General features: G+C 41.8%; 29 protein-coding genes and 1 tRNA gene. 15 read left to right on the top strand and 15 right to left on the bottom strand.

Annotated elements, in window-relative coordinates:
* Positions 1 to 25 precede the first annotated feature (25 nt).
* Positions 26 to 1,909, top strand: coding sequence for a hypothetical protein (locus tag LCL89_RS06825; RefSeq protein WP_224809042.1), 1,884 nt, complete (start codon positions 26 to 28; stop codon positions 1,907 to 1,909).
* A 72-nt stretch (positions 1,910 to 1,981) separates the two neighbouring features.
* On the opposite strand, the gene LCL89_RS16830 is transcribed toward LCL89_RS06825, so the two are convergent.
* Positions 1,982 to 3,604: a glycosyltransferase gene (locus LCL89_RS16830; protein WP_224809044.1), complete on the bottom strand. Its 1,623-nt coding sequence runs from the start codon at positions 3,602 to 3,604 to the stop codon at positions 1,982 to 1,984.
* Between the two features lie 244 nt (positions 3,605 to 3,848).
* Between LCL89_RS16830 and LCL89_RS16900 the strand changes: the two genes are divergently transcribed.
* From LCL89_RS16900 to LCL89_RS06845, 3 genes are all read left to right on the top strand, one after another.
* Positions 3,849 to 4,028, top strand: a complete 180-nt coding sequence (locus LCL89_RS16900; protein ID WP_263620638.1) for a hypothetical protein — start codon at positions 3,849 to 3,851, stop codon at positions 4,026 to 4,028.
* Positions 4,029 to 4,534: 506 nt separating this feature from the next.
* The gene (locus tag LCL89_RS06840) at positions 4,535 to 5,716 is read left to right on the top strand and encodes a glycosyltransferase family 2 protein (RefSeq protein ID WP_224809046.1); all 1,182 of its coding nucleotides are present in this window, start codon (positions 4,535 to 4,537) and stop codon (positions 5,714 to 5,716) included.
* A 79-nt stretch (positions 5,717 to 5,795) separates the two neighbouring features.
* Positions 5,796 to 6,101, top strand: a complete 306-nt coding sequence (locus tag LCL89_RS06845) for a hypothetical protein (RefSeq protein ID WP_224809048.1) — start codon at positions 5,796 to 5,798, stop codon at positions 6,099 to 6,101.
* 477 nt (positions 6,102 to 6,578) lie between these two features.
* On the opposite strand, the gene LCL89_RS06850 is transcribed toward LCL89_RS06845, so the two are convergent.
* Positions 6,579 to 6,651: transfer RNA gene (locus tag LCL89_RS06850), tRNA-Val, on the bottom strand.
* A gap of 254 nt (positions 6,652 to 6,905) precedes the next feature.
* On the opposite strand from LCL89_RS06850, the gene LCL89_RS06855 reads away from it, so the two are divergent.
* The 4 genes from LCL89_RS06855 (at position 6,906) to LCL89_RS06870 (ending at position 9,492) form a co-directional block, all read left to right on the top strand.
* Entirely contained in the window at positions 6,906 to 7,631 is a 726-nt protein-coding gene (locus tag LCL89_RS06855) for an alpha/beta hydrolase (RefSeq protein ID WP_224809608.1), read from the top strand.
* A 36-nt stretch (positions 7,632 to 7,667) separates the two neighbouring features.
* On the top strand, positions 7,668 to 8,183 hold the full coding sequence (locus LCL89_RS06860; protein ID WP_197315466.1) for a YjcG family protein: 516 nt from the start codon (positions 7,668 to 7,670) through the stop codon (positions 8,181 to 8,183).
* Between the two features lie 2 nt (positions 8,184 to 8,185).
* Positions 8,186 to 8,611, top strand: coding sequence for a GNAT family N-acetyltransferase (locus tag LCL89_RS06865; RefSeq protein ID WP_224809050.1), 426 nt, complete (start codon positions 8,186 to 8,188; stop codon positions 8,609 to 8,611).
* A gap of 203 nt (positions 8,612 to 8,814) precedes the next feature.
* Positions 8,815 to 9,492 (top strand): YetF domain-containing protein, encoded by a 678-nt coding sequence (locus LCL89_RS06870; RefSeq protein WP_224809052.1) that lies wholly within the window; start codon positions 8,815 to 8,817, stop codon positions 9,490 to 9,492.
* On the opposite strand, the gene LCL89_RS06875 is transcribed toward LCL89_RS06870, so the two are convergent.
* From LCL89_RS06875 to LCL89_RS06895, 5 genes are all read right to left on the bottom strand, one after another.
* The gene (locus tag LCL89_RS06875) at positions 9,482 to 10,387 is read right to left on the bottom strand and encodes an MBL fold metallo-hydrolase (RefSeq protein ID WP_224809054.1); all 906 of its coding nucleotides are present in this window, start codon (positions 10,385 to 10,387) and stop codon (positions 9,482 to 9,484) included. The two genes, LCL89_RS06870 and LCL89_RS06875, sit on opposite strands and share 11 nt — an antisense overlap.
* Positions 10,388 to 10,404: 17 nt before the next feature.
* On the bottom strand, positions 10,405 to 10,683 hold the full coding sequence (locus LCL89_RS06880; RefSeq protein ID WP_224809056.1) for a hypothetical protein: 279 nt from the start codon (positions 10,681 to 10,683) through the stop codon (positions 10,405 to 10,407).
* A 69-nt stretch (positions 10,684 to 10,752) separates the two neighbouring features.
* Positions 10,753 to 10,902, bottom strand: coding sequence for a hypothetical protein (locus tag LCL89_RS06885; RefSeq protein WP_224809058.1), 150 nt, complete (start codon positions 10,900 to 10,902; stop codon positions 10,753 to 10,755).
* Positions 10,903 to 10,961: 59 nt separating this feature from the next.
* Positions 10,962 to 11,297 carry a DUF1360 domain-containing protein gene (locus LCL89_RS06890; protein WP_224809060.1) on the bottom strand — a complete coding sequence of 112 codons (336 nt, stop codon included), beginning with the start codon at positions 11,295 to 11,297 and terminating at the stop codon, positions 10,962 to 10,964.
* 66 nt (positions 11,298 to 11,363) lie between these two features.
* Complete coding sequence (locus tag LCL89_RS06895) at positions 11,364 to 11,615, bottom strand: hypothetical protein (RefSeq protein WP_224809061.1); 252 nt, start codon at positions 11,613 to 11,615, stop codon at positions 11,364 to 11,366.
* Positions 11,616 to 11,806: 191 nt separating this feature from the next.
* On the opposite strand from LCL89_RS06895, the gene LCL89_RS06900 reads away from it, so the two are divergent.
* Positions 11,807 to 12,307 (top strand): CotY/CotZ family spore coat protein, encoded by a 501-nt coding sequence (locus tag LCL89_RS06900; protein ID WP_224809063.1) that lies wholly within the window; start codon positions 11,807 to 11,809, stop codon positions 12,305 to 12,307.
* A 41-nt stretch (positions 12,308 to 12,348) separates the two neighbouring features.
* Here LCL89_RS06900 and LCL89_RS06905 read toward each other — a convergent pair whose 3' ends face one another.
* From LCL89_RS06905 to mgtE, 4 genes are all read right to left on the bottom strand, one after another.
* A complete protein-coding gene (locus LCL89_RS06905) occupies positions 12,349 to 12,861 on the bottom strand; it encodes a CotO family spore coat protein (protein ID WP_224809065.1) in 513 nt (170 codons plus the stop codon).
* 251 nt (positions 12,862 to 13,112) lie between these two features.
* Positions 13,113 to 13,892, bottom strand: a complete 780-nt coding sequence (gene fabI / locus LCL89_RS06910) for an enoyl-ACP reductase FabI (RefSeq protein WP_197315456.1) — start codon at positions 13,890 to 13,892, stop codon at positions 13,113 to 13,115.
* Positions 13,893 to 14,009: 117 nt separating this feature from the next.
* Positions 14,010 to 15,872, bottom strand: a complete 1,863-nt coding sequence (locus LCL89_RS06915; RefSeq protein WP_197315455.1) for a monovalent cation:proton antiporter family protein — start codon at positions 15,870 to 15,872, stop codon at positions 14,010 to 14,012.
* A gap of 18 nt (positions 15,873 to 15,890) precedes the next feature.
* A complete protein-coding gene (gene mgtE / locus LCL89_RS06920; protein WP_224809067.1) occupies positions 15,891 to 17,255 on the bottom strand; it encodes a magnesium transporter in 1,365 nt (454 codons plus the stop codon).
* 186 nt (positions 17,256 to 17,441) lie between these two features.
* On the opposite strand from mgtE, the gene LCL89_RS06925 reads away from it, so the two are divergent.
* Together LCL89_RS06925 and prpE are read left to right on the top strand one after the other, a co-directional pair.
* The gene (locus LCL89_RS06925) at positions 17,442 to 18,614 is read left to right on the top strand and encodes an FtsW/RodA/SpoVE family cell cycle protein (RefSeq protein WP_224809069.1); all 1,173 of its coding nucleotides are present in this window, start codon (positions 17,442 to 17,444) and stop codon (positions 18,612 to 18,614) included.
* A gap of 415 nt (positions 18,615 to 19,029) precedes the next feature.
* Positions 19,030 to 19,764 (top strand): bis(5'-nucleosyl)-tetraphosphatase PrpE, encoded by a 735-nt coding sequence (prpE, locus tag LCL89_RS06930; protein WP_224809071.1) that lies wholly within the window; start codon positions 19,030 to 19,032, stop codon positions 19,762 to 19,764.
* 74 nt (positions 19,765 to 19,838) lie between these two features.
* Here prpE and LCL89_RS06935 read toward each other — a convergent pair whose 3' ends face one another.
* From LCL89_RS06935 to LCL89_RS06945, 3 genes are read right to left on the bottom strand one after another with little or no spacing between them, the layout of a single operon-like run.
* The gene (locus LCL89_RS06935) at positions 19,839 to 20,711 is read right to left on the bottom strand and encodes an RluA family pseudouridine synthase (RefSeq protein ID WP_224809073.1); all 873 of its coding nucleotides are present in this window, start codon (positions 20,709 to 20,711) and stop codon (positions 19,839 to 19,841) included.
* A 5-nt stretch (positions 20,712 to 20,716) separates the two neighbouring features.
* The gene (locus LCL89_RS06940; RefSeq protein WP_197315450.1) at positions 20,717 to 21,523 is read right to left on the bottom strand and encodes an NAD kinase; all 807 of its coding nucleotides are present in this window, start codon (positions 21,521 to 21,523) and stop codon (positions 20,717 to 20,719) included.
* A gap of 17 nt (positions 21,524 to 21,540) precedes the next feature.
* Complete coding sequence (locus LCL89_RS06945) at positions 21,541 to 22,179, bottom strand: GTP pyrophosphokinase (RefSeq protein WP_197315449.1); 639 nt, start codon at positions 22,177 to 22,179, stop codon at positions 21,541 to 21,543.
* A 166-nt stretch (positions 22,180 to 22,345) separates the two neighbouring features.
* Between LCL89_RS06945 and LCL89_RS06950 the strand changes: the two genes are divergently transcribed.
* The 4 genes from LCL89_RS06950 to LCL89_RS06965 all read left to right on the top strand — a co-directional run bounded on the left by LCL89_RS06950 (position 22,346) and on the right by LCL89_RS06965 (position 24,613).
* Entirely contained in the window at positions 22,346 to 22,927 is a 582-nt protein-coding gene (locus LCL89_RS06950; protein ID WP_224809080.1) for a CYTH domain-containing protein, read from the top strand.
* Positions 22,928 to 22,981: 54 nt separating this feature from the next.
* On the top strand, positions 22,982 to 23,383 hold the full coding sequence (locus LCL89_RS06955; protein ID WP_197315447.1) for a globin domain-containing protein: 402 nt from the start codon (positions 22,982 to 22,984) through the stop codon (positions 23,381 to 23,383).
* On the top strand, positions 23,380 to 24,264 hold the full coding sequence (locus tag LCL89_RS06960; RefSeq protein ID WP_318245605.1) for a ClpXP adapter SpxH family protein: 885 nt from the start codon (positions 23,380 to 23,382) through the stop codon (positions 24,262 to 24,264). The genes LCL89_RS06955 and LCL89_RS06960 overlap by 4 nt, the downstream gene beginning before the upstream one ends.
* A gap of 175 nt (positions 24,265 to 24,439) precedes the next feature.
* Positions 24,440 to 24,613 carry a hypothetical protein gene (locus LCL89_RS06965; protein WP_224809082.1) on the top strand — a complete coding sequence of 58 codons (174 nt, stop codon included), beginning with the start codon at positions 24,440 to 24,442 and terminating at the stop codon, positions 24,611 to 24,613.
* A 33-nt stretch (positions 24,614 to 24,646) separates the two neighbouring features.
* Here LCL89_RS06965 and pepF read toward each other — a convergent pair whose 3' ends face one another.
* Complete coding sequence (gene pepF, locus LCL89_RS06970; protein ID WP_224809093.1) at positions 24,647 to 26,452, bottom strand: oligoendopeptidase F; 1,806 nt, start codon at positions 26,450 to 26,452, stop codon at positions 24,647 to 24,649.
* Between the last annotated feature and the right edge of the window lie 3 nt (positions 26,453 to 26,455).

Below are 26,455 nucleotides of genomic sequence, written 5' to 3' on the forward strand. Positions count from 1 at the left end.
AAAAATACTAAAGGATTGATTTCATATGCCTGTAATAGGTGGTATCAATTTAGGTAATTTAACCGATTATCTGTTTTTCTTCGCTGATGGACGTATTGATGCGAACTGGCAGGGGGCTTCGAAAGGATATGTGGGAGATGTAGCCGTTGACGGCTTACAAGCCGACTTGAGAACCTCGGGAACCGTTCCTTATGCTGGTACAATTTTCACGAATGCTAATACTCAAGGTGCTTGGCAGGACATCATTGATGATAACCCAGGTCAGGCGAATGGTGTGACGAATCAAGCAGCGCTCATATCCGCGTTGGAGGCCGATTTGATCAGTTCCATACAACAAATCAACGCCCTCCCCGCTACACCGGGTTTTGAAAGCGTCTCATCCACTTCCCTCAATGGTTTGGATACGACCAATGGAATGAATGAAACGTTCGTTATCAATGTGACGTCAGGATTCAATTACTCCACTAAAATCAATATTACCGGGGATCCCGGGGATGTTTTCATATTAAGGTGGGACACAGATGCAGACCCAAGCAACGGATATCAGGGCCAGGTAAAACCCCAAAGTGGCGGGGCCATCGTTCCTCACGGCGGACTGACTGCGACGAACTTCATTCATGTCGCCGGTGATATCAATGCTTCCGGTGGAGGAAGTACGCCTGCCCCCCCTTACCCTCAAGGACCAAGATTCGATGACGGGCAAGGAGCGCTCATCAACGGTGGAAGCGATTTTAGCGGAGGAGGATTTTTTACGGGGTACTGGCTGACTACAGGAGCTCCCACTTCTCTTCTGCCGGGAACCGAAATGGATCCGATTTACTTTGGTGAAACCTCTTCTTTCAGCAATGCCATATTCGTGGGAGGTTGGTATACCCTCACTACAAAATTCAGTATGACTTCTGGAACGAGTGGTGTGTACGTGTCGCCTAACCCAGCCACCATAGAAGAGAATGAACCTGCAATTGATATAGAAAAGTTTGTATCCGTTGATGGAGGTACCACTTTCTTTGATGCAGATACCCCTCCAGGACCTATATTGGATACATCCACCTACCCTAATGTTCACTTTAAATATGTCGTTACGAATATTGGTAATGAACAGTTGGTGGACATTGATGTGACGGATAATATATACAGTAACATCATTTTGAACCAGACACTGGACCCAGGTGAATCGTTCCAACAATTCCTGGTGGTCCCTGGAGTTTTAGGGAACAATCAAAATATAGGTACGGTAACCGGTGAAGGTGCGATTAGTGGGACCCCGGTGTCGGACAATGACCCGGCGAATTACATCGGAGTCGCAGAGTCCATCTCGATCGATGTGGAGAAACTGGTTTCCCCTGATGGTGGTATGACCTTTTTCGATGCTGATAATCCTCCAGGTCCTAACGTCATTTTCCCACAGGATCCTCAATTCAAATTCATCGTGACGAATACGGGCGACGAAACGTTGGTAGATGTTGAAATTACTGACAACGTGTTCGGCACTATCGCAAGTGGCCTCACTTTACTATCCGGCGAATCTCATGAAGTCACAATTGTAGGTTCATGGATGCTTGGACAGCAATCCAATGTCGCTACTGCCACAGGTACTGGTGAAAACAGCGGTGTGGAGGTTGATGATACAGACCCAGCCTATTACTTTGGAGTTGAAGCTGGTGCCATCCCTTCTATAAAGATTGAAAAATTAGTTTCTGTCAATAATGGCCAATCATTCTCAAATGCTGATGTCTCACCAGGACCATTACTTCCGCCGGGGGTCACTCCTCAATTTAAATTCATCGTGACGAATAATGGAGAAACCCCGCTGCAAAACGTATCGGTCGTGGATAACATTTATGGGTTCATCGGGTTCATTCCAAACATGGTCCCAGGTGAAGTCCAAGAATTCATTCTTGCCCCTTAAATAAAGAAGAAGGAGAATCGCTAATCTCGATACCTCCTTCTTCTTTCATTAATGATGCTATATTATTTAGAGCTAACTTGGTTCCTCTCCTGCAACAAGTTTAAACAGGTAATCTTCTAGATTCTTGCTAGCTTCAGTGAACGAAAACGCCAAGGCTGTTTCTCTTCCTTTTTTGGAATAATAATTTCTCGCTTTTTTATCTTTCAAGAGGAAAATGATATGATCTTTTAGTTTCTCTACATCGCCGGGATCTGCAAGTAGAGCATTTTTTTCATTTTCCGCATATACCTCCACTCCTCCACACGCTGTCGTTACGACAGGAACTCCAGAAGCCATTGCTTCAAGAGGCGGCATTCCAAACCCTTCATACCAGGACGTGAACAAAAAGATGTCTGCTTCCCTATAACACTTTGCCAATTCTTCCTGTTCAGGCATGACCACATAATCAATAGGGAAAGGGAAAGGTACATTACCAAGGGATGGCATCGATTGACACGCCCACCTCACTTTGAACCTATGTCCTGAACGCCAGACCCGTACAAGCGTCTGGATCGCAACATCGAATCCTTTGAACAAAAGATTCGGGTTCCCTACTAACAAAATAGTGTTTGTATCAGGGGGAGAAGCAGGATAGTAAAACTCCGTATCGACACCATTTGTAATTACGTCAGATTCCCTCCCGAACCTTGCCCGGAGAATTTCAGCTATAACAGGGGATACACTGGCTAATGATACAGGTTGCTTATAAAAATGGTTCAAATATCCACGTATAGTCTTGTTAAGGTTTTCACCGAATAAGAATTCATGTCCCTGCTCCCAATAAACCATCGGGATGCCTGCATTAGAAAACTCCTCCATATTAGAAAACCACCCCACCACTCCTACGTCACACTTTGATAGTTGTGGCAGATAAGATTGATTTTCCGGAATTACGATATTCTCATCCACCTCAACCTTCATCCAGGAAGGCAGAGCGCTTTTGTCTTTGTCACTTCTATAAAATGCGATGATCTTATGTCCTCTTCTCCTCAGGTGAATCATTTGCTGCAAAAGCATTTTCATTCCACCGGTCAAGTTTTTATGCGGGAGAAAATATCCAATCGTTAAACGTTCACGGTCTGCGATTTTGTCCGGTAATACATGTTTCACCTCCCCTTTCCCTTCCTTTTTTTCGGAAGGGTATAATACAAAAATCTGATGGCCATTTCTTCCTGTCCGGACTAATTTATAATCAAAATCGAACTCACAAAAATCCAATTGATACCAGCGGCTCAAATTTGGCTCATTCGTAAAATCCACTTTTTTGGTTTCCGGATACAAAGGAGTAGATAAAATCAGTGCTTTCTTCGTTCGGGTTAATAGATATTCGACCACCCCTATCCCTTCTTCTTTTTTTACATGTTCCAGCACGTTCAGCATCAAAACGACATCATAACTCCCCTTCCCTTCCATACAGTGGTGTAATTCACCCTCATATACTGAATGATAAGCATGTTGATGCAATGGATCGATCGCTTTATTGTTGATCTCCACTCCTTCCACCCTGGAAAGTTGATTCTGGTTATTACATATAATTTCTTTCAATAGTCTTCCGTAATCCCCAAAGCTTGTTCCAATATCTAAGATAGATTCAGGCTGCAGTTTCTCAATTTCTTCCAAAATATCTAATAAAACTTTGAACTTTTTCTCAGGCACTAGATTTCCCCCCTATGACGGCATAAATTCCACCTAAGTTCACCCGCCATCTTTGAAAGGCTTTTAATAAACCTAAATGTTTTGATATAACATAGAGATTTCTTTAGAAGAATACCCTTTCATAAATCTATAGAAGCATGAAAATGAACACCTTATTCAAAGGTTCTATTCTAGACAAGCAATACGTAATATAGAATGGTCGATACATAGATATCATATGGTATGACAAAAAGTATCAGAATCCATGGAGGAAGATACATCAAATAAAAGCAACCAGGAAAATCAAACGCAAAGAACCAAGGAATCCAATCTTCAGACGGGATATTTCTTGTATTCCATGATGCAGATGATGTTCCTATGCCGAATCGTTTCAGTATTCCACACAGTCACCTCTAAGACCACCCCCAACGATCTCATTACTTAACGCCTGAAATACCTGACACATATAATTATCAGCTAGATTTCCACGTCCAACCCAACCACAATATAAAATTGAAGTTTTGTGTAACTCTCCTCCAAATCCAATATTTATTTCTTGATAATTTTCTGCTCCTGCATAATTATTATCTTATTTATACCTTTAATCATTTATTACTCTGGATCAGTCGTTTGACTATCCTTATATGTGTAGTGATCCCACCCATTCATGGATAATCTCACCGAGCTGACCATTCGGCATTAAATGACTATTGTTCTCATAAAATAATCAGCAGTACCCTGGAATATTTATGAACTTCAGACATCACCTTCAGTCATGTCGTTTAGTGGAAGAGGTGAAGATTACTTTAAGGAGAAGAGCTGAACATGAAAGACCTCAGAAGCACCTGAGGTCTTTTCGAGTTCAACTTCCTCTTAAAGGTTTGTTGGAATTCTGCTCCAAACTGAATTCCTTCTAATGTTGAATTAAATACTAAGAAGGAGAGGAAAACGATGAGAACATCTAAACTGTCTTTGTGTATGATTGTAAAGAACGAAGAAAATTGTATTGCCCAATGTTTGAAAAGTGTAAAGAACGTTGTTGATGAAATCATTATTGTAGATACGGGTTCCACCGATAAAACCATAGAAATCTGTCGTTCCTTTCAAGCCAAAACTTTTAAATTTGAATGGAACGGAAGTTTTGCAGATGCAAGGAACCATGCTGTTCAACAAGCATCTGGAGACTGGATATTATGGCTCGATGCTGATGAAGAACTGGATAGAGACGATCAACATCAACTGCTTGAGGAAAAACCCTTCGAGGATTATGACGCAATCAACATCCACCTGATCAACTATTATGGCAATTACGCGGATAAAAATCACTCTACAAATATCGCTCATACCAGACTTTTCAGAAATAACGGGATTAAATTCATAAATAAAATGCATGAACGCCTCGTACTCGATCAAATTCTAAAGGAACGCATCGGTGAATTACCGGTCAAAGTTCATCATTATGGATACCTTGATGAATTTGTCAAAAATAAAGAAAAATCGAAAAGAAATATGCTTATGTTGGAGCAACAAATCAAGGACGGAGAAAACGTTCACTTTGCCCACTATTACATCGCGTTAGAACACTACAACCATAAACAGTACCCCCAGGCCTTACAGAGGGTCAATTTATCCATTTTATCTTTTCTTCTGGAAGACTTCCTTCCACCATCCATGGTTTATAAATTGAAATACTCCACTTTGATAACAATGGGGAGACTTCAAGAAGCCTCCCAAGGAATTGATAAAGTCATTAATCTCTATCCTGATTTTGTCGATCTGCATTTTTATAAAGGTGTGATTTTGTATTACTTGAAGGATTATGAAGAAGCAATGAAATGTTTTCACCATTGCCTTGAGCTCGGAGAAGAGAACATGGATTACTTGGTCTTGAAAGGTGTCGGTTCATTTCAAGCCTGGTACTATATCAGCCTCTGCCAGAAAGAGCTGAAAAAACGAGAAGACAGCATCATCTCGATTATGAATGCATTACTAATCGCTCCAACGTATGAACAGGGAAGGGAACTCCTTTGTATATACCTGAAAGATGAAGAGGATACCCCTGAGGTAGTGGCCGAAAATTTTAAAGGAAAAGATTTATCGAAATTAGAAAAAATCATTCAAGATTTAAAGTAATACAAGGTAGTACAAAGTACCCCTCTCAACTTCTTGAATATGATGTTCTTGTATCAAAAAAATTCAAGGAGTGGTTTTAATGTCGTTCCCTAATATTCCAAACGTAACACCTAATATTGACATCAACAGAGACGATGTAGTCAATTTACTCTTGGCCTCTATTGCATTCGAAGAACTCGGTTTAGCTCACGTCATCAACGCGGAAGCAGAAAAGATCCAGGCCGTCATCGGTACATTGCCAGAATCTGATCTTCCACCTGTAACCAACATTGAAGAATTATTAGAGATCAATAACTCGGTAAATAAGACACTGAAAACAGCACTGAAAACACAGATGCTGCTTCAATTCAAAATGGAAGATATCCTTGAGGCAGACACTCCTTAATTAACTAAGCCTAAATGAAGAAGCCCTATTTAAAAAGCAGCAGACCGGAACCTGACGTAGGAATCATTGAAGTAATATTGGCTTTACTTCTCATAGTCCTTTCCATACTTCGTTGACGACTAAAGATCAGGTTTGGAAAGCGGAATCCTCACAGGTTTTATATGCAGAAAAACACCAGTCTCGATAAAGAATATAGATATCAATCCATAAACTCTCTATAAAACCAATTTCAAATTTATCCAAAAATGAAACGGCAAGGCTGAAGAAGGCCTACCCGTTTCATTTATTTTTACGTTTATAATGACAGGCCCAAATTACATTGGGATATTATAATCTGATTAAAATACGAAGCTGTCCTTTCTGACTTCCAATTTACATATCTTCAGCGACAAAAGGACTAAAAAAGTTCAAAAAAAAAAGAAATGACGCGGCCTCCTTCTGGATAGGAAACCGCGCCATTTCGGCACTTTGTATGGATGATTCCGATTGGGCTCGAACCAACGACCTCCACCCTGTCAAGGTGGCGCTCTCCCAGCTGAGCTACGGAATCATATGTAAGATGTTGTCGCAATTTCTTGCTGACAAGTAATAATATACAACGGATCAAAAAAAGTGTCAACAGATTTTAAGTAATTTCTAAAAACCATGTAAAATTCTCTTTTTTTCTCGTTCATTATTCTTCCAACGAATATCTGTTCCACTTTTTGCACAATTCTATGGTAAACTATATATGTTATGTTTATGGAATTAGAACAGCGGGAATTTTGTTAATGAACTTCCTTGCGTGTTAGGAGGTGGTCGATGATGGGTAGAGATGGATCCATGAAGGAATATAACATAGACAGTCGATACTTAGATGAAACCATGAAATTAAGAGTGTATACGCCGAAGAATTTCTCTCCATTGTATAAGTACCATTTCTGTATTATGCAAGATGGAAATGATTATTTCCAAATGGGACGTGCAGCTACATTAAGTGATGAGCTTCACGCCGACCAGGAAATTGAAAATACGATTTTTATCGGCATTCATTATAATGATAAGTATGATCGACTCGATAAGTACCATCCAGATGGAAAGAAACAAGCGGATTATGTGAACTTCCTGATCCGTGAAGTCGTTCCGTTCCTGGATGAGGAGCTTCCAGGATATTGTATGGGAAGAGGCCGTACACTTGTCGGGGATTCTTTAGCAGGAAGTCTGGCTTTGATGACAGCTGTCAAATTCCCGAACATTTTCGGCAATGTCATCATGCAGAGTCCTTATGTAGACCAACATGTCATGGAAGTCGTAGAGTCCGCAAAAGATTTATCCTCTTTGACGATTTACCATACAATTGGTAATCAGGAGTATGATGTCGAAGCGACGAAAGGCGAAAGGAAGAATTTCCTTCAGCCCAATCGCGAGTTACGGGATTATTTGAATCGCCAGCCGCTTGCCTATACTTTTCATGAACTGGATGGGGATCATACATGGGGTTCATGGCAGAAAGATTTCAAGCGTGCTCTTTTAACGATGTTTGGAAAGTAAAGACATTTAGAAAAAGAAACAGGAGGGGTTTGTCCAATGAGATACGGTATAGCAGTGTTTCCATCAAAAAAAGTACAGGACGTGGCCAATTCATATCGAAAGCGTTATGACCCGCACTATGCATTGATACCGCCACACATAACTTTGAAAGAAGCCTTCGAAGCTGATGAAGAGGAGATTGAAAGCAAAATCATCCCGGAACTGCATTCAATTGCTGAAAATACCCAGCCTTTTTCTTATGGAATGTATAAAGTCAGCTCATTTTCACCGGTGACCAACACGATTTATTTGAAAATCGATCCGTCAGAGGAAATCTTCGATTTGAACGAAAAACTGCACTCTGAAAAAATGCCTGGTGAAAAAGACTTTGCCTTTGTTCCACACATCACGATTGCACAAAAGCTGTCAGACGAAGAGTTTTCTGATGTATACGGAAGCTTACGCATGCTCAAATTCGACATCCAGGACAAAGTGGACAGATTCCAGCTTCTCTACCAACTTGAAAATGGAGCTTGGAGCGTTTATGAAACTTTCCGTCTAGGTGGAAAGTAAACATGATCGAGCTTCACAGAGTCACTTCACAAAAAGAAAAAGACGACGCCTTCCATGTACGAAGGGTCGTCTTTATTGATGAACAGAATGTGCCGGAAGAGATAGAAATAGACGCATATGATGATCACTCCATTCACCTGGTCGGCTATGAAAATGATAAACCTGTTGCCGCCGGACGTCTCAGATTTGTGGAAGGATACGGAAAGCTGGAACGCATATGTGTCAAAAAAAACTGTCGGGGACGTTCATACGGAAAAGAAATGATTCTCTTCATGGAGTCCATCGTCCGGAACGAAGGGTTCAATAAAACGAAATTGAATGCCCAGATCCAAGCGGAAAAGTTTTATGAGTCCTTGGGATATGTCACAGTTTCTGAAGAATTCTTGGACGCAGGCATCCCGCATGTAACGATGACCAAATCACTATGATTCACCAGCTGTCTTCTTGACAAAAGAAGGCGGCTTTTTTATTAGCCTCTGTGAAAATCTATTGTCAGGTCACGGAAAATGATTCTTTTTTATAAGCCTCATCCACCCCAGGTCTCTCAACTAAACTTTAACAGAGCCTTTTGTTTAAATTTCCGCTCAGTTGTCTAGAATTAGATATAGACGTCTGACTGAGGGTGAGAACCATGAATTTTGTTGATATTACTATAGAATCCCTATTCGGATTCGCAGCTCTATTTGTCATGACCAAAGTTTTAGGAAAAACTCAAATCACCCAAATTACGGCCTTCGACTTTATTGCTGCTCTAGTTCTAGGAGAACTGGTCGGAAACGCCTTATACGATGATGAAGTAGGAATACTTCAAATCGGCTTTGCTGTCTTCGTATGGAGTGTCCTTATTTATGTAACAGAAATCATTACGGAAAAATTCAAGGGGACGCGGAACCTTTTGGAAGGTCATCCATCTCTCGTCATTCATAAAGGTAAAATTGACAGGAATCAGTTGAAGAAAAACAACCTTGATATAAATCAATTGCAGCACTTGCTTCGATCGAAAGATGTATTTTCCATGCGGGAAGTTGAATATGCTATCCTTGAAACCGATGGAACGATATCCGTTTTGAAAAAAACACCGTATCAATCCGTTACGCAACTAGACCTGAACCTGCCCCCGGCACCTGTACCTCTCCCGACTACTCTAATTACAGATGGAGAAGTTTTGTGGGACAACCTTGAAGAGGCAGGGCTGAGCGAAAATTGGCTGAATCAACAACTCCAACTCCAAAATGTAAAAGATCCTAAAGAAGTCTTATTCGCAGAATATAAACATGGAGACACCGAGCTTTATATTCTCAATTTTTAGGTGATGGAAAAAAAGTCCAACGAAAATCGGCAATCTTGTCGTAAACATGTTGGTCTTTTTTTAATCCCAACAAATAGGCAGTCACTGCCGTACGATAAAGCAGCCAATGGCCGAGTCCAGAAGCTTGGACATTGTATGCTTGACACATATCGGAGACCACTTGTTCATGAGAAACCCCCTCCGAATAATTGGATAAGTAAACCTCAAGCCAATCCATTAAACTTGTATGATAAGTGATGTTCTGGTTTATGGTTTCAGTAGGATCAGACTCAAAAATCCCATGACCGGGTACCGCACCCTCATGATCGATACTCAACAGCCTTTTTAAACTATTCACTGTTTTTGTGGCATCCGTAATGTATGGGATTTTATGTTTTGTTAACGTTTCATTACTGAAATAACTATCTCCAGCGTACAAAATTCCATTGATCAATAAGGCAGCTTGTTGATAACTATGGCCTGGTAGGACAAATACTTCCGCTTCCATAGATCCTATTGAAACCTTTCCTTCTTCAACAACTTCATCGATATGTACGGCTTCTCCAAGTAGAAATTTATTATCCAGCTCTTCCACTGGATCGTTTCCTCCAAATAAATAAAGAGGTTCAAGCAACGGGTTACGTAAAATGGCTTCTTCAAATGGAGGAGCCATTGTATGTACAGAGTAGGTTTCCTGGATGTGCCGCGCTCCCCCATAATGGTCGGCATGGGCATGCGTAATAAAAAGGTGCGTCAATGGAAGCTCCCGAATTTCGAGCTCCCTGAGCACCTTTTTAATGGAAGAGCGATCGAGTCCTGCATCAATCAACAGGCCGGTTGTCCCCTCTTTTACATACCCGATGTTCACTGAACTATGATAGTAAAAACAATCTTCTTTGATATTTTGGAAAGACATCCCAACACTCCCTCGTTTTATATGGTTTCGCTGAAATGCTTCCCTTTTCCTGTAATTTGGGAGTATATTTTTTCTGCCATACTGGAATGACTCTGCATTTGTTTCTTTCCAAGGTTCAGTTTTGATGGTTCATCTGACTCTCCAGTTTTGTTTTGGTATGCTTTACGTTCTTCCAGCTTGGTTTTCAATTCCACTTTGTGAATTTCATCAAGTATAAAAGGAGAGCGCTCTGTCTGAATAGTCCTGTTCTTATAATCATCATATTGATAGTGGTTAAACGGCAGAATATAGCCCATCGTCCACTCCTCCTTTATTGACTTATACCCGCTTTCTTCGATATATATACTTCACAAGCTTTCTACACCTCACTCAAAGAAACGCTCCACCTTAGTCATTTGCTTATTCAAAAACTTCTCCATTCCTGCCATTCGCTTAGTAAAACTGTGATCCCATTTTTGAAAATCCTTTTCCCAAGCGGTGAATTTATTTTCAGGCTTTTGTATAATTCCATTCATTTTCGACGTTTCTTCAAAAATCTCCTTCAGGATTTGGTGTAAGCCTTTGTCGTTCCGCCTCATAAATAACGGTCGCTTCCACCAAAGAGCAAGGATTGCAATCCGGCAACTGCTAAAAGAAGAACGAGTAAACTCCCAAAAGGGACAAAAATGTACAGAAAAATCATAATGCCTGCAGACCACACTCCAACACACCAATGACAACTGAGACCTTCCCCAATCCACCCTGTCGGTTCGAGCCACTGCTCTTGTTCCCCTTTATCATTGAGTTCTACTTTTGTTTTAATAAATGGCTTTCTTAACCATTCCATAATAAGGTCTTTCACAATTAATCGTGTAAAACGAAAACTGGCTAAGCCAAGAATCAATAATTCTAACCAGGTAATCGTAGGCAACTTGATCTCCCCCTAGAGAAAAAGCCACTACTTTTTCTTGTAGTGGCCTGACTGAATCATGATTTCTTAAAACCAAGAAAATCCTCTGCGACGGTCTGACGATTCGTCACCATGGCGACCTCTTGAACTGCTGGAGCTACTGGAGCTGCTTTCTTCTGCTCCTGCAACATCATCGTCCCTCCGGTGACGTAGACCACCGAAGAATGGATCTACACGACTATCTCTGTCATCTCGCCCCCTGCGTCTAGGCTCTATGAACACGTTATCTGCTTCAATGAAGAGGTCATTCACCCGGATGACTCTTTTTCTCTCAGACATAAGATTCATCTCCTTCTTAAAGTTCATTGTTAATCTATGGTCAAACTTCCGCACAGGTATAGTCATCCGCCTACACGGGTTGAAATACTTATCGATTATTAGAAAACAGACATATGCCCACACCGACATAGGTCACTTACATATTCTATTAAAGACAATACGTCAATTCGTATGGAAAGGGGAAAATATAAATGAGTTGTGGTAAAAAATTCGATACGGGCTCCTGTGTGATCGATATTCTTAAAGATATCGTCGATGCTCAGAATGATGTACTCCATGACTGTTTGACGAGTTGTGAACAGTCTATTGCCGACCTTCTCGGAGATACAGGTGGAGGATCAGGGTTTGATACGGTCCCAGTAATCCTTTACAACAAAGATGGAAGTCCATTTAAAGGCTACGGCACAAAAAGAGGCGACCATTGTAATGTAAAAGGCAGCTTCTACTTCCGAGTAAAATCTGTGGATGATGATGGCTGTGCAATTCTTGAATTGCTATTCAGCAATCGACCACATGTTCTTGAAGAAGAGGAAGAATCATCTTCGAGCAGCGAGTGTCACCACCACCGGTTTGACCCTAAATCTCCTGCTCAACAAAACTGCAGAAACCTGAGGGCATCAGGAATATGCATCACAGTCGACCTGGATTGCTTCTGCCATGTGACTTGCTTACCTGCGGCGGCAACATTGTAAACCTAAAAAACCGCGCCTCAGTAGCGCGGTTTTTTATATGTTTAAAATCCGATGAGGCGTATGTCTTTAATGGTTTCAAAAGGAACCTCACGTTCAAATGGTCTTTGAAATACCTTCATATGGACGATTCCTTCTTCATATTTCGTTACATAACCTCTCAACTGACTCTCATCCTTTGTGGTTACTTCACACTTCATCTTAGGTACATGTGGAGATAACTCAAAGAAATAATTCACCTTTCCCTCCAAAGTCAATTCATGGAACCTTCTTCTGCGATCTCGTGATGATTTGTTCTGGGGTTTGGTTTCATCAGTATTGGAAGTATCCTCATTAATTATTTCCTTGTCTTCAACTGCTACGTTTTCAGTAGAATGGGCCTCTTGGTTTCTTATCCGGAGTTCTTTTTCATGCAGGGAAGAGTCTCCTGATGCGGAAACCTGAGATGAAGGACGTTGGGTACGGAAACTCGTCTGCATATGAACTTCTGCCTGTTTGAATTTAGGTTGAGCGATATACAGCATCGGTTCTCTAGCTATCCGTTTTTTATCAGCCATAACAGATCTCTCCTTTATTAATGGTTCATCATTCTATGTATATGCCCAAGTCTCCAACCATGTACATAAATCTCAACAACCTATCAAGGTTTCCGATTTATCCCTATATATATTCTGTTTTTCTTCCTATCAAACTTTCAAAATCGTCTTTTCAAAAGGTTGGGTATAAGCTTTCAAACAGGGGTGGAGTACACAAGCCCTTCCAAAATAAAAACCGATCTCTGAATCTTTCAGAGATCGGTTTATTGAGATTAATAAGAAACGATATTGAAACCTGAGTCGACGTGGATGACTTCACCTGTCACTCCACGCGAAAGGTCACTCATTAAATAATAAGCGGTATCCCCGACTTCTTCTTGAGTCACCGGGCGGCGTAATGGAGCTCTCTCTTCAATAACCGAAAGGATCTGGTTGAAGTCACCGACACCTTTGGCAGACAGCGTACGGATCGGCCCGGCTGAAATCGCGTTGACACGGATATTGTGTTTCCCAAGGTCATTGGCTAAGTATTTCATGCTTGCATCCAGACTCGCTTTGGCGACTCCCATGACATTGTAGTTTTGAACAACCTGCTCTCCACCAAGGTAAGTCAAAGTTACGATGCTTCCGCCCTCCGTCATCAAAGGCTTGGCTGCACGAGCGACAGCCGTCAAAGAGTAGGAGCTGATATTATGTGCTGTCAAGAATCCTTCGCGACTTGTATTCAAAAATTCATCTTTTAACTCATCACGGTTAGCATAAGCGATACAGTGGGCCAACCCATGTATGACGCCTACATCCTCTTGAATCTTTTCAAACGTTTGGATAATTGCTTCGTCCTCGGTGACGTCACATTCATAAAATAAAGACTCATGACCGCCTTCTAACGTATCCGCCAAGTCTCTTACCGATTTTTCAAAACGCTCGGATGCATAGGTGAAAATCAATCGTGCGCCAGCCGCATGCATGGAGCGAGCGATTCCCCAGGCAATACTCCGCTTATTGGCTACACCCATGATGACATATGTGCGTCCTTCTAATGAAAAATTCATTCCATGCCCTCCTAATTATGATTTGTTCCTAGTACCTGCTCTTATTTTATTATATCCTCCTCAGAAATACAATTAGCCTAAAAAAGGATCCCCCAAACTTGGGGGATCCTTCGTCTTTTAACACCACTCACAATATTCAAGCTCCATCTTCAACTCTTCAACATATTCACTGGATCCAGTTACGATAAGGCGGTCACCCATCAGAAGTTCTGTATCTCCGTGAGGCACGATTGAATCTTTTCCTCTGAAGATACGGACCATGATGACATCACCTGTAAAAGGGAACTCCCGTAAATGGATTCCATTATAGACAGAGTTGTTCATATTGATTTGATACAATGCGCTGTCCTGTTTTGTCAAAATATCAACGACGTTCGGAGCCTCGATCATCGCTTTCAGCAGTGCTTTCGATGAGAGGTAAACAGAGAATACACTGATATTCAACTCTTTGAGCTCTTCAGCCAAGTCCGGAGATTCGACACGGGCGATGATCCGCTCGACACCCTGTTCTTTGGCAAACTTGGCAACTTCGGCATTTTTCTCTTCGTCCCCTGTAGAGGCTACGACCAAGTCTACATCAAATACCCCGATTTCTTTCATCGTTTCAACATCATACCCGTCGAGTTCTTTGATATCAAAACAGGATCGACTGATTTTATCATCAATTTTATCAACTTTCGTGTGATACAGATGAGTCTCATATGCGTGAATATCCAATTCTCTCACAACTGGAAGCGTCATCCTGTTCGATCCAATGAAGGATACGACGACTTTATGGTCATCATCTTCGAATCGTCCATAAATCTTCTTGAAGACGATTGGTGCAATCAAACAGGTGAGCACGGCTACGAGAATCAATGCTCCTTCCATTTGGGCATCAATCATGCCTTCTCTTTCAGCGATCGTTGCCGCAGCGATGACGAGGGAAAGCGTAGATGTCAAAATGAATCCTGTACTCAGGACAGTACGCATGTCATACCATTTTCGCAAAATCAGAGCAGGAACGATTTTTGAAATCAGTAAAGCAAATAAAAGAAGTGGGATCAGGATTACGACTCTCGTATCCGTGAACAATTCCCATATATTAATTTCAACACCGACCATGACGAAGAAAATCGGAATCAAAAAGCCGTAGCCGAAACTGTCCAGCCGCTTCACCATTTCCTGGTTAGGAGATAACAGGGAAACGAGTGTACCAGCTAAAAAGGCTCCAAGAATATTTTCTGCGCCGACCGTTTCTGATAGAGCTACAAGGACAATAATCAATGTGAAAACTGCTCGTGTATCGATTTGGATTGTCCCTTTGGCCATCGTTTCGACAAATGATTGGTGTCTGAATTGCTTCCCGATGAAATACAACAACACCCCGACTCCGAATAGAAGCAGCAGAAGCCACGTATTCCCTTCGGTTTCGCCGTATAAAGATACGAAAACGGCAAGCAGGATCATCGTCACCAAGTCTGCGATGACAGCAATCAATAAAATCGTCTGCCCTATTGTCGTCTTCATCATTTGGGCGTCTTTCAAAGTAGGAACGACGACGCCGAGGGAGACAGTAGAAATGATCAGCGTCATCAAGAATGCATTTTCGATAAATCCGGCTAAAACAAATAAGTAAGATAGACCAAGGGATATGACGAAAATTCCGCTGAAGACAATCAACGCCACCCATACAGGGTTCGGTGCCCCTGTCCCTTTGTTTTCCGGCTTCGCTTTCTTTTTACGGCTCGCAAAGATGGAAAAATCAATTTCCAACCCACTTAAGAACATCAGGAAAATGAACCCGAGCGTAGATAATGTCTCGAGCCAGCTTCCTTGATGGACCAAGTCGAATCCACTTTGGCCGATGATTAGTCCAACAATGATTTCAGCCACAACGACTGGAATCATGTTCAACTTGAATCGATGTAAAATTATTGGAGTAATAAATGCTGCGAGAATGACGATAACTAGTGATGTAACGGATGCACCGTGTTCCATACTCTCGCCCTCCTTCCGTCAAATCAGTAAGTTCATAAAAGCGGTTGCCATTCCGAAATAAATCAGAATGGAAATGATGTCGTTGATCGTGGTGATGAACGGTCCCGAAGCAACAGCAGGATCGATATTGAATCGGTGCATGATCAATGGGACAAGTGAACCAGCCAATGTCGCGACAATCAACGTCATTAAAATAGACAAGCCTACAAGCAGGCCTAAGAACAAATTCCCCTGCCAGAAATACACGATCAATGTAATCAAAATACCGCACGAAACACCAGTAATGACACCGGTGCCTGCTTCCCTGAACATCATCTTCCACTTTCCTTGTTTTTCAATTTCTCCAGTGGCGATGCCGCGTACAGCCACGGCGAGCGCCTGTGTTCCTGTATTCCCAGCCATTCCGGCAATGAGAGGAATGAACACCGCTAAAATAGCTACTTTATCTAATGTATCTTCAAACCGGCCAATCAGACTGGCCGTCAAGCTCCCTAAAAACAATAAGATAATCAGCCATGGTAATCGTTTTTTTGCAGATGCAAAAGCATTTTCATCCGGACTATCAACATCCGAGATGGCAGCAAGTTTAGAGTAATCATCACTGGCCTCTTCCTGCATGACATCCATGATATCATCAACTGTAATAATTCCAAGCAAATGGTCTTGAAAATCGACAACCGGTAATGCGAGGAAGTCGTAATCTCGTACCATCCGGGCTACTTCCTCCTGGTCTTCCCCTACGCTGACCGATACGACACGCTCATTCATTACATCTGAAATCAGCCATTCGTCTTCAGATATAATGAGATCTCGTAAAGAGATGACTCCTACAAGCCGTTTATCTTCATCTATGACATACGTATAATAAATCGTCTCTGCATCAGGGGCTTCTTTTCTTAGATGAAGCATAGCATCTTTGATGGTCATACCGGTAGTCACGACAACGAATTCTGTCGTCATGATCGAACCAGCCGTTTTTTCTTCGTAGTGCAGCAAATCCTTGATTTCTTCTGCAGACTGGTCATCCATGATCGTCAAAAAGCTGGCTACTTTATTTTTATCCAATTCGTTCAAAATATCGACGGCATCATCGGTCGACATTTCTGCAAAGACCTGGGCTGCAAATCGAGGATCCATTTCAGTAAAGAAGGGCTCTATATCTTCATAGTCGATATGCTCCATGACATCAGCCACTTCTTCAGGAGAGAGATAGGTGTAGATCTGCAAACGGACATCAACTTCTAAATCTTCAAAAATTCTAGCTTGATCATAAGGGTGAAGTTCTAAAAATTCAGCACGAAATTGATCGATATGATCATTTAACAATGCGTCCTCAATAGTGCTCCATACCTCTTGTCGCTTCTGGTCATCCAAGTGTTCCATAAGCAACCCTCCTTGCCGTCCATATCGTCTTTGACCGTTTAATCTTAATTCTCTATATAGGGTTTGTCAACGAATGTTGATGTTTTTTATAAATCATTAATGCATGACTTAAAATTATGCAGAGAATCATGTACACTTACAATTATACCGGAGTTTATCAGTTTGCTCGATAGAAAGGGACCCAACATGAATGATTACAAACAAACCTCACCTATAGATTTTACAATTATATTCGTTGTCGTCGCATTTGGTATTATCAGCTGTTACACCCTATATACAATCAATCCTTATTTAGGTGCTGTTGAACAAGGCTCTTATATGAAACAAATTGTTTGGTATGTAATCGGTGCTGTAGGTGCCGGTTTTATGATGATCCTTGATTATGACAGGCTTCACCAAATCGTTTGGGCAATATACGGATTCGGAGTCACCATGCTCCTTATGATTTTTTTCAAATTTCCTCCCGGCATCGTCCATTATTCAGGAGGAGCGTGGAGCTGGTTCAAGTTTCCGGGTATTGGTACGATCCAACCATCTGAATTCATGAAAGTCTTCCTAGTCATCACTCTTGCCCATGTGATTGTCAGGCACAATGAAAAAAATACCATAAAAACGATAAAATCAGATTTGCTGCTTCTACTTAAGATTGTCATCCTTGCTATCATACCAATGGCTTTGATTGCTGTGCAGCCGGACTTGGGAACATTTTTAGTCCTTGCTTCAATTACTGGATTCATGATTCTCATATCGGGCATCCAATGGAGAATACTTCTCTCCATTTTATCATCGATTCTGCTCGTTGTGGGTGTCGTAGCTTTAATGTTCATCTTCAATTTCACCAAAGTCACTACGTTCTTAGAAGAATCCGTATTCGCTCACGTAGATTCCCGCTTTTATGGATGGCTTCAGCCGGAAAAATATGAACAAAGTGCAGGGCTGCAGTTGATCAAGTCCATTACAGCGATCGGCTCGGGACAATTGACCGGAAAAGGCCCTGGAAATTTTGAGGTCATGGTGCCTGAAAGGCATACCGATATGATCTTTACAGCCATCTCTGAACAATTCGGTTTTGTCGGTTCAAGCATCGTCGTCACGTTATTTTTCCTCTTAGTTTACCGGATGATACAAATTGCCTTGGAAAGTAACGATGCCTTCGGCAGTTACTTGATTGTCGGAGTCGTAGCGATGATTGTCTTTCAAGTCTTTCAGAATATCGGGATGTCCATACAGCTCCTGCCTATCACAGGTCTTCCTCTTCCTTTCTTAAGTTATGGAGGAAGTTCGACTCTCGCCTACCTATTGGCGATCGGCATTGTGCTGAATATCAAATCCCGTACAAGAACGTACATGTTTGAATAAAGAGTCAAAAAGGTGGGGAAGCTTGAAACAGTCTTCCCCACCTTTTCTTAGTAGTTTTTGATTCGGAGCATTCTTACTCATAAGGCTCTGTTATTGCTTGGTGTTGTTATTTCACATGTCAGCTCATATCATCTCTTTCTGTCCTGGGATTTGTGTGAGGTGGCCTTTTAGAATGGCGACCCTCCTGTGGGATAAAGGTACATCGTCAGACCCCGGAGAACGAAGTTCGAGGAGGCTCAAGCGTCCCCCCGCGGAAAGCGGACTGTTTTCCCTGACATCCCATGCTTTGAGCATATAACGGACCGGACACCCAATCCCAGACGGGGACTAATTAGTAATCGTATAAGATATCAACAACAGACTTTAACAGAGCCTTTCATAAAGATAGATGAACCTTTCATAAAGGAGAATGGATATGAACGTTGATATTATCGGAGATGTCCACGGCTGTCTGGACGAACTGAAAAACCTTTTCAACAAATTGGGGTATGATTGGAACGACGGAGTTCCCGAACCCCCTGAAGGGCGTATGCCTGTCTTTGTAGGAGACATTACAGACCGCGGTCCTGATTCCATCGGATGTATCCGTCTTGTTTATCAGATGGTTATAGAAAAAAAGAACGCTCTTTATGTCCCGGGGAATCATTGTGATAAACTTTACCGTTTTTTTCTTGGAAACCCTGTTAAAGAAAAACACGGCCTTGAAACAACGACTGCCGAATATCGGGCGCTTTCATCAAAAGAACAAAAAGAGGTACGGCATCATTTCATGAAGTTGATCGACGACTCTCCCCTTTATCATATCCTTGAAGAAGTAAATGCTGTGGTTGCCCATGCAGGAATTAAAGAGAAGGACATAGGTAGTGTTTCTAAGAAAGTACGCACCTTTGTTTTGTATGGCGATATAACTGGAGAAACATTACCTGACGGCCGCCCTGTAAGGCGCGATTGGGCGCAAAACTATGAGGGGAATCGGTGGATTGTTTACGGGCATACACCAGTACGTGAACCCCGGTTTGTCAATAAAACCGTCAACATCGATACTGGCTGCGTCTTCGGAGGTAAATTGTCAGCGTTTCGTCTACCCGAGGAAGAGATTGTCAGCGTTTCTTCATCCATGCCTTTTGTGGAGGAAAAGTTCCGTTATTGAGTAGAAATAAAATCAGCACGAATTATGCATATATCCTAAAGAAAACAGACCGCCCCAAACGAGGCGGTCTGTTTTTATTTGTATTTCTCCCATATGGCAGGCGGATCAGAAGTGAAAGTCATTTCTTTCTTCGTCCAAGGGTGTATCAGTTTTAAGTAAGAACAATGCAATGCCTGCCCTGACAACTCTGCTGCCTCAATTCCCCCGTACAAGGTATCCCCTATGAGTGGATGGCCGATGTGAGCCATATGTACCCGGATTTGATGGGTTCTTCCTGTCATCAACTGCAAACGAACCAATGTGCAATCTGCATACCGCTCTTCTACTTCATACAAAGTCTTTGAAGGCTTGCCGATTTCAGAAACGGTACGTCTGATAATCGACCCCTCCACCCGTGCGATAGGTTCCTCTACCGTTCCACAATCAGTTTCAAGGAGCCCTTGCACTAGAGCTTTATAGTGACGATCGATCAGTTTTTCTTTTCTAGTTAACAACATATGCCCATAAGCATGTTTCGCGATCACCATTAACCCGGAAGTGTTACGGTCGAGCCTCGTAATGATATGAACAGTGGATGAGATCCCCTGTTTATCGTAATGATGGAGAACCCTGTTGGCTATACAAGGCTGTGATTTATCAATTGAAGGAATGACGGCAATATCAGACGGCTTTTCTATGACTAATAAATCTTCATCTTCATAAACGATGGTTAATGGTCCAGGTTCGGGTTGAATGTAAGAGCCTCTTTCTTCAAGAGGAAAAAAGACCGTCACTTCGTCGCCGGATTTCAACGGTTTCCACAATTCCACGTCTTCACCGTTGACCGTCACCTGCCCATCATTTTTCACTCGTTTAAAGATTTGTCTTGAGAATTGGGCTTCCTTCAATAAGAAATTCTTGATTGAACGCCCTTCACGTTCTTTTGATACGTGCCAAACTTTCTTCATGAGCTTCAATCTGAGTAATCGTCTGAAACGAAGGAATCATGGACTCGTTTCCAAAATGGAAACGGACGGAACCTCGCAAAACGGACTTTTTCGCGTGCAACACGACATTGAATGGACTTTACATCTTTGTACGTGCGTGTAATATGGTCGATAGTGAAGAGGAAACTACGATCATTCAAGGGCTTCAATAAGCATGTGTGATGACTCGGCAGAATGAGCGGTGAGCCGATAGTTCGGAAAACACGATTATTGATTGACGCCATTTCAGCGATTTGAAAAGCCTCAAGCGATGGATGAAGGATAGCTCCACCGAGAGCTTTGTTATAGGCTGTGCTTCCAGAAGGAGTGGAGACACACAATCCGTCTCCACGGAATGTTTCAAAATGATCGCCCTTAATTTCGATATCCAGCACGACTGAACCTTCCGAAGTTTTAATCGTGCATTCATTCAAAGCTAAATACCGATCTTCTTCGCCACCGTTTTTTGGTCGGATCGTCACTTCAAGCAACGGATATTCCACTACTTGGTATGGAGTTCTTGCAATTTCAATGATCAGCTTTTCCAATTCGTCAGGCATCCAATCAGCGTAAAAGCCGAGATGGCCCGTATGGACTCCAATGAATGCTGTCTGGTCAAGCCGGTGGACATAAGTGTGAAAAGCCTCCAAGAGTGTTCCATCCCCTCCAACAGAGATGGCGAGATCCGGCTCATCTTCATCATAGACCAAGTCGAACTCCGATAAATAACTCTTTATTTTGGAGCGGATTTCGTTGGATTTTTGATCTCCTTTAGATAATATTGAAAATTTCATAAGGCTTTTCAACTCCTTTAAGTACCTTTCGGCTCTTTCTTTTGATCCTCTTTGCGCATGAACACTTTTTGTGCTTCCTGTATTTCGTTTTTGATTTTAGACATTTCTTCATCCAGCTGGAATGCGGCCTCGGCTGCACTCTTCAGTCTTGCTTTGATTTCACTAGGTATTTTACCCGCATATTTATAATTTAACGAATGTTCATTTGTCGCCCAGAAATTCATCGCAAGTGTACGGATTTGAATTTCTGCCAGAACGATTTTTTCACCGTGGATCGTTTCCACCGGGTAGTTGATAATGACATGGTAGGACCTATATCCACTGTCTTTTTTTTCGGTAATATAATCTTTCTCTTCGACGATCGTAAAATCGTGACGGTTCTTCAGCATATCGACGACTGCGTAAATATCATCGACGAATTGTGTGACAACGCGGACCCCGGCAATATCCTGCAGTTCATTTTCAATATTTTCGGGGTTGATCGCTTTTCGGCGAGCCTTTTCAATAATACTTGACTTAGGTTTTACCCTTCCTGTGACAAATTCAATCGGGGATTGCTCCATTTCATATTCGAACTGTTGACGCATCCCCTTCAATTTGACTTTCAGTTCTTCAACAACCTGCGCATATGGTGCTATAAAAATATCCCAATTCATTCTGCGCCCACCTTTATGTATCCAATCTTATATAGTAAATATGTGCGTTTTCACTACCATTCATTGTATCATAAAAACAGCAGGTTTCTGAAATGAGATCAGCGTCCTAACTACCCTTCACTCAATTTCAGATGCACCAAGGTGCGATTATTAAGGAGGATTTTCCATGTCTCAAGAAATTGAAATTGAATACAAAAATTTGTTAATGATGGAAGAGTATGATCAGATTCACCGTTTTCTTCCTTTCAACTCAGTTGAGTTGTTTGAGCAGACCAATTATTATTTTGAAACAGCAGACTTGAAATTGAGGGAGCAAGGATCAGCTCTCCGAATCAGAAAAAAGAATACCCGATGGACATTGACATTAAAACAACCTCATGAAGATGGCCTTTTGGAAACTCATGATACTTTAACTGACGAAGAGGCTAATCTTTGGATACAAAATAAACCGATGGACAAACCTCACGTGAGCAGACAGTTGCAGGAATTGGGAGTTGACCTGGGTGATCTCGAATTCCTCGGTTCATTGACAACACGCAGAAAAGAACTCGAATATGAGGGAACGACAGTAGTTCTCGATCACAGCCTTTACTATGATCGGGAAGACTACGAGCTGGAAGTAGAGGCTCCTTCTCAATCAAAAGGTACAGAAGTCTTTCAAAAAATATTGAAGGAATGCAAGATTCCACAGAGGAAGACAGATAATAAAATCAAACGTTTTTACGATGCCAAGCTGCAATCAGATTAGTTGCCGTCCTCCCATCCCATTGCTAAAATGAATGAACAGATAGGAAGGGATTTTATGCAACAACCACCGAACACGATTTTCGATGCAATCGGAAAAGAAAAAATAGATGAACTTGTAGAAGCTTTTTATAAAAGGGTAAGCAAACACCCGGATTTGATTCCCATATTTCCAGACGACTTGAGTGAAACGATCCGGAAACAAAAACAATTTTTGACTCAATTCTTCGGTGGTCCTGCATTGTATATTGAAGAACACGGCCACCCGATGTTACGAGCTCGACACCTGCCATTCAAAATTACTCCTACACGCCGGGACGCATGGTTATCTTGTATGTCAGGAGCTTTAAGTGAGACAGGTATTGAAGAGCCGTACCGATCCTATATGTTCGAAAGACTTACCATGACAGCGAACCATATGATGAATACACCAGACGATGAGAAAGGAGAATCGATGTGAGTTGGAACAGCCTGAGCAGCAATAAAGAAACAGAAGGTACAGCCAGCGGGTTTTTCAATTTATTGAAGCGCCCCATTGAAATCTATGTTTTCATAGATCCACTTTGTCCTGAATGCTGGTCGCTTGAACCTTTCTTAAAAAAGCTCACAATCGAATATGGACGCTTTTTCACTCTTCGTCCGATCATCAGTGGAAATTTAGCTTCTTTACACCAGAATAAAGTGAAAAAACCGGAAAATTTGAAAGAAGCCTGGGATAAAACAGGTTCAAGAACCGGCATGTGCTGCGATGGGGACGTTTGGCTTGAAAACCCTATTTCTTCTCCGCTTGCTACGTCACTTGCCGTAAAAGCAGCCGAGTTGCAAGGGAAAAAAGCAGGCATGCGCTTCCTGCGTAAAGTACAAGAATATGTCTTCTTAGAAAAACAGAACATTTCAGATGAAGAAGTCCTCATTGAATGCGCCCAAAAAAGCCGCTTGGATGTCGAAGAATTCAAACGGGACTTACATTCTGAAGCCGCACGTAAAGCTTTACGCTGCGACTTGAAGCTGACTCATGAAATGGAAGTAGACACAACACCTACCATTGTACTATTCAATGAATCAGAAGAGGATGCAGGCTTGAAGATCACAGGCCTTTATTCTTATGAGGTGTATGTGAAAGTCTTGAAAGAGATGTTGGAAAAAGATCCCAAGCCTGCAATTAAGCCTGAGCTGGAAGACTTTTTGAAACATTATCGCTTCGTAGCCAATAAAGAGGTTGCAGTTGTATATGACTGGAGCGAACAAAAAGCGAAAAGCGAAATGAAAAAACTCGTACTGCGTCAAAAAGCAAGAGAAATCCCAGTTAAACACGGTGCCTTTTGGGAATATTTAGACTGACAACTCCTCCTCCCTTATCATAGGGAGGTTTTTTAATGACTTTAATAATCAGCCAGAACTAGTTAAGGGATATATGCTCAAGGGGAAGCGGTTATTGAGCGATTTTGATTAGTTGGACTCACAGGAATTTTTCTTTCTTCCTCTCATAAACATGAAAATAGAGGAGGAATGTCCGATGAAGCGATTGATGCTCCTGGTTTGTGCCCTTCTGATTTTAATTATCGGTTTGTTTCATCTTTTCGCTTTGATGAGGTTATACCCCTTGTATATCACCTCACCCCTGCTGTTTGCGGTCATTTATATGACAATCGCTATTTTTTCTCATCGGAAAACATTCCGAGGATTTTAAAAGCCGACGTGAATGATCACGTCGGCTTTTTCTTTATTTCAGCAGATCTTCCATTTCTTTCAGCTTTTCTTCGAATACATCAAGGGCTGCGTTAATTGGATCTTTTGAGGTCATATCGACACCCGCGCGCTTCAGCACCTCGATCGGGTAGTCACTGCTCCCTGCTTTCAAGAAGTTTTTATACCGATCGACCGCTGCATCACCTTCTGTCAGGATCTGGTCCGCCAGTGCAGTAGCAGCTGCATACCCGGTAGAATATTGGTATACATAGTATCCCATGTAGAAGTGCGGAATTCTGGCCCACTCCAAGCCAATCTTTTCATCAATCACAATGTTCTCTCCAAAATATTTCTTGTTCAAATCATAATAGATTTCCGTAAGCTTATCCGCTGTCAAAGCTTCTCCGTTCTGAGCCTGAATATGGATTTCATGCTCAAATTCAGCAAACATCGTCTGACGGAAAACTGTGCCTCTAAAACCTTCCAGGAAGTTGTTCAACAAGTAAAGCTTTTCTTTGTCACTTTCAGTCTTTTTCAACATGTAATCATTCAATAATGCTTCGTTACAAGTAGAAGCTACTTCAGCCACGAAGATGGAGTAGTTCCCATAGCGGTAAGGCTGGTTTTGGTGTGTATAATAGCTGTGCATGGAATGCCCTAGTTCATGAGCTAACGTGAACAAATTATTTACGTTATCCTGCCAGTTCATCAGAATGTATGGGTTAGTCCCATAATGGCCGGAAGAATAGGCACCACTCCGCTTCCCTTTGTTCTCTTCTACATCGATCCAGCGGTTTTCAAAACCTTCTTTTACTGTATCTACATAATCTTCACCCAATGGAGACAATGACTCCAAAACCAGTTCTTTCGCTTCGTCATAAGAAATTTCCATTTCTGCATCTTTGACAAGAGGAGTGTATATATCATACATATGAACTTCGTCTAACCCAAGAACTTCCTTCCTCAGCTCTATATAACGATGAAGCAGTGGAAGTCGCTCATTGACAGCTTCAACCAAGTTATCATATACCGTTTCAGGGATATTGTTGCTGTCCAACTTCGCCTGACGGGCACGGTCATAATTTCTTACTGATGCGTTGAAATTGTTTTTCTTTACGTGTCCACTCAGAGTAGAAGCGAAAGTATTTTTAAAAGAACCAAACGTATCATACATCGCATTGAATGCTGACTTTCGAACTTCCCTGTCATCAGACTTCAAAAATCCGACGTAACGTCCGTGCGTCAAATCCACTTCCTCTCCATCTTCATTTTTGATGGTTGGGAATGTGAGGTCCGCATTATTCAAGGCCCCGAACGTCTGTGAAGGATTTGCCCCGATCTCTGAAAAACCAGCCAGCAGCTTCTCTTCTTTTTCACTAAGGACATGGGCTCTTTGACGATCGATCTGGTCCAAAGTGTGCTTATACAACTTCAAAGGCTCGTATGACTCAATGAATTCGTGAATCTTTTCCTCAGGTAGTTTTAATATTTCCGGGACGATAAAACTCATCGCAGAAGCAATTTTCGTATATAGGTTTTCTGCTTTAGCATTCATTTCCTGATAATAAGAGTTTGTCGTGTCCTGATCGTTCCGCATGTGGGCGTATGTATATAACAGCCCTATTTTATTCGAGATTTTATCCTGGAAATCTAATAATTCATATAGTTGCTCCGCTGATTGTCCAAGCGTCCCCTGATATTTTTCCAATTCAGGCAACAGCTTTTCTGTTTCCTTGAACTCTTGATACCATTCTTCGTCAGTAGCAAAAACCGCTTCCAAATCCCACGTTTTTTCTACTGGTACTTCTTCTCTTTTAGGTAGCTCTTTGTTAGGTGCCATAAA

Source organism: Halobacillus yeomjeoni (assembly GCF_020171525.1).
GTDB lineage: Bacteria > Bacillota > Bacilli > Bacillales > Halobacillaceae > Halobacillus > Halobacillus yeomjeoni.

Coding starts and splice junctions, on each gene's coding strand:
- LCL89_RS06875 (WP_224809054.1), bottom strand. CDS start 10,387: ATGTCTTTCCAAAATATCAAAGAAGATTGTTTTTACTATCATAGTTCA.
- LCL89_RS06965 (WP_224809082.1), top strand. CDS start 24,440: ATGAAGCGATTGATGCTCCTGGTTTGTGCCCTTCTGATTTTAATTATC.
- LCL89_RS06945 (WP_197315449.1), bottom strand. CDS start 22,179: ATGAATTGGGATATTTTTATAGCACCATATGCGCAGGTTGTTGAAGAA.
- LCL89_RS06870 (WP_224809052.1), top strand. CDS start 8,815: ATGAATTTTGTTGATATTACTATAGAATCCCTATTCGGATTCGCAGCT.
- fabI (WP_197315456.1), bottom strand. CDS start 13,892: ATGAATTTTTCATTAGAAGGACGCACATATGTCATCATGGGTGTAGCC.
- LCL89_RS06905 (WP_224809065.1), bottom strand. CDS start 12,861: ATGGCTGATAAAAAACGGATAGCTAGAGAACCGATGCTGTATATCGCT.
- prpE (WP_224809071.1), top strand. CDS start 19,030: ATGAACGTTGATATTATCGGAGATGTCCACGGCTGTCTGGACGAACTG.
- LCL89_RS06935 (WP_224809073.1), bottom strand. CDS start 20,711: ATGAAGAAAGTTTGGCACGTATCAAAAGAACGTGAAGGGCGTTCAATC.
- LCL89_RS06880 (WP_224809056.1), bottom strand. CDS start 10,683: ATGGGCTATATTCTGCCGTTTAACCACTATCAATATGATGATTATAAG.
- pepF (WP_224809093.1), bottom strand. CDS start 26,452: ATGGCACCTAACAAAGAGCTACCTAAAAGAGAAGAAGTACCAGTAGAA.
- LCL89_RS06895 (WP_224809061.1), bottom strand. CDS start 11,615: ATGTCTGAGAGAAAAAGAGTCATCCGGGTGAATGACCTCTTCATTGAA.
- mgtE (WP_224809067.1), bottom strand. CDS start 17,255: ATGGAACACTTGGATGACCAGAAGCGACAAGAGGTATGGAGCACTATT.
- LCL89_RS06840 (WP_224809046.1), top strand. CDS start 4,535: ATGAGAACATCTAAACTGTCTTTGTGTATGATTGTAAAGAACGAAGAA.
- LCL89_RS06925 (WP_224809069.1), top strand. CDS start 17,442: ATGAATGATTACAAACAAACCTCACCTATAGATTTTACAATTATATTC.
- LCL89_RS06845 (WP_224809048.1), top strand. CDS start 5,796: ATGTCGTTCCCTAATATTCCAAACGTAACACCTAATATTGACATCAAC.
- LCL89_RS06950 (WP_224809080.1), top strand. CDS start 22,346: ATGTCTCAAGAAATTGAAATTGAATACAAAAATTTGTTAATGATGGAA.
- LCL89_RS06855 (WP_224809608.1), top strand. CDS start 6,906: ATGGGTAGAGATGGATCCATGAAGGAATATAACATAGACAGTCGATAC.
- LCL89_RS06900 (WP_224809063.1), top strand. CDS start 11,807: ATGAGTTGTGGTAAAAAATTCGATACGGGCTCCTGTGTGATCGATATT.
- LCL89_RS06825 (WP_224809042.1), top strand. CDS start 26: ATGCCTGTAATAGGTGGTATCAATTTAGGTAATTTAACCGATTATCTG.
- LCL89_RS06915 (WP_197315455.1), bottom strand. CDS start 15,872: ATGGAACACGGTGCATCCGTTACATCACTAGTTATCGTCATTCTCGCA.
- LCL89_RS06885 (WP_224809058.1), bottom strand. CDS start 10,902: ATGAATGGAATTATACAAAAGCCTGAAAATAAATTCACCGCTTGGGAA.
- LCL89_RS06865 (WP_224809050.1), top strand. CDS start 8,186: ATGATCGAGCTTCACAGAGTCACTTCACAAAAAGAAAAAGACGACGCC.
- LCL89_RS06940 (WP_197315450.1), bottom strand. CDS start 21,523: ATGAAATTTTCAATATTATCTAAAGGAGATCAAAAATCCAACGAAATC.
- LCL89_RS16900 (WP_263620638.1), top strand. CDS start 3,849: ATGGAGGAAGATACATCAAATAAAAGCAACCAGGAAAATCAAACGCAA.
- LCL89_RS06955 (WP_197315447.1), top strand. CDS start 22,982: ATGCAACAACCACCGAACACGATTTTCGATGCAATCGGAAAAGAAAAA.
- LCL89_RS06860 (WP_197315466.1), top strand. CDS start 7,668: ATGAGATACGGTATAGCAGTGTTTCCATCAAAAAAAGTACAGGACGTG.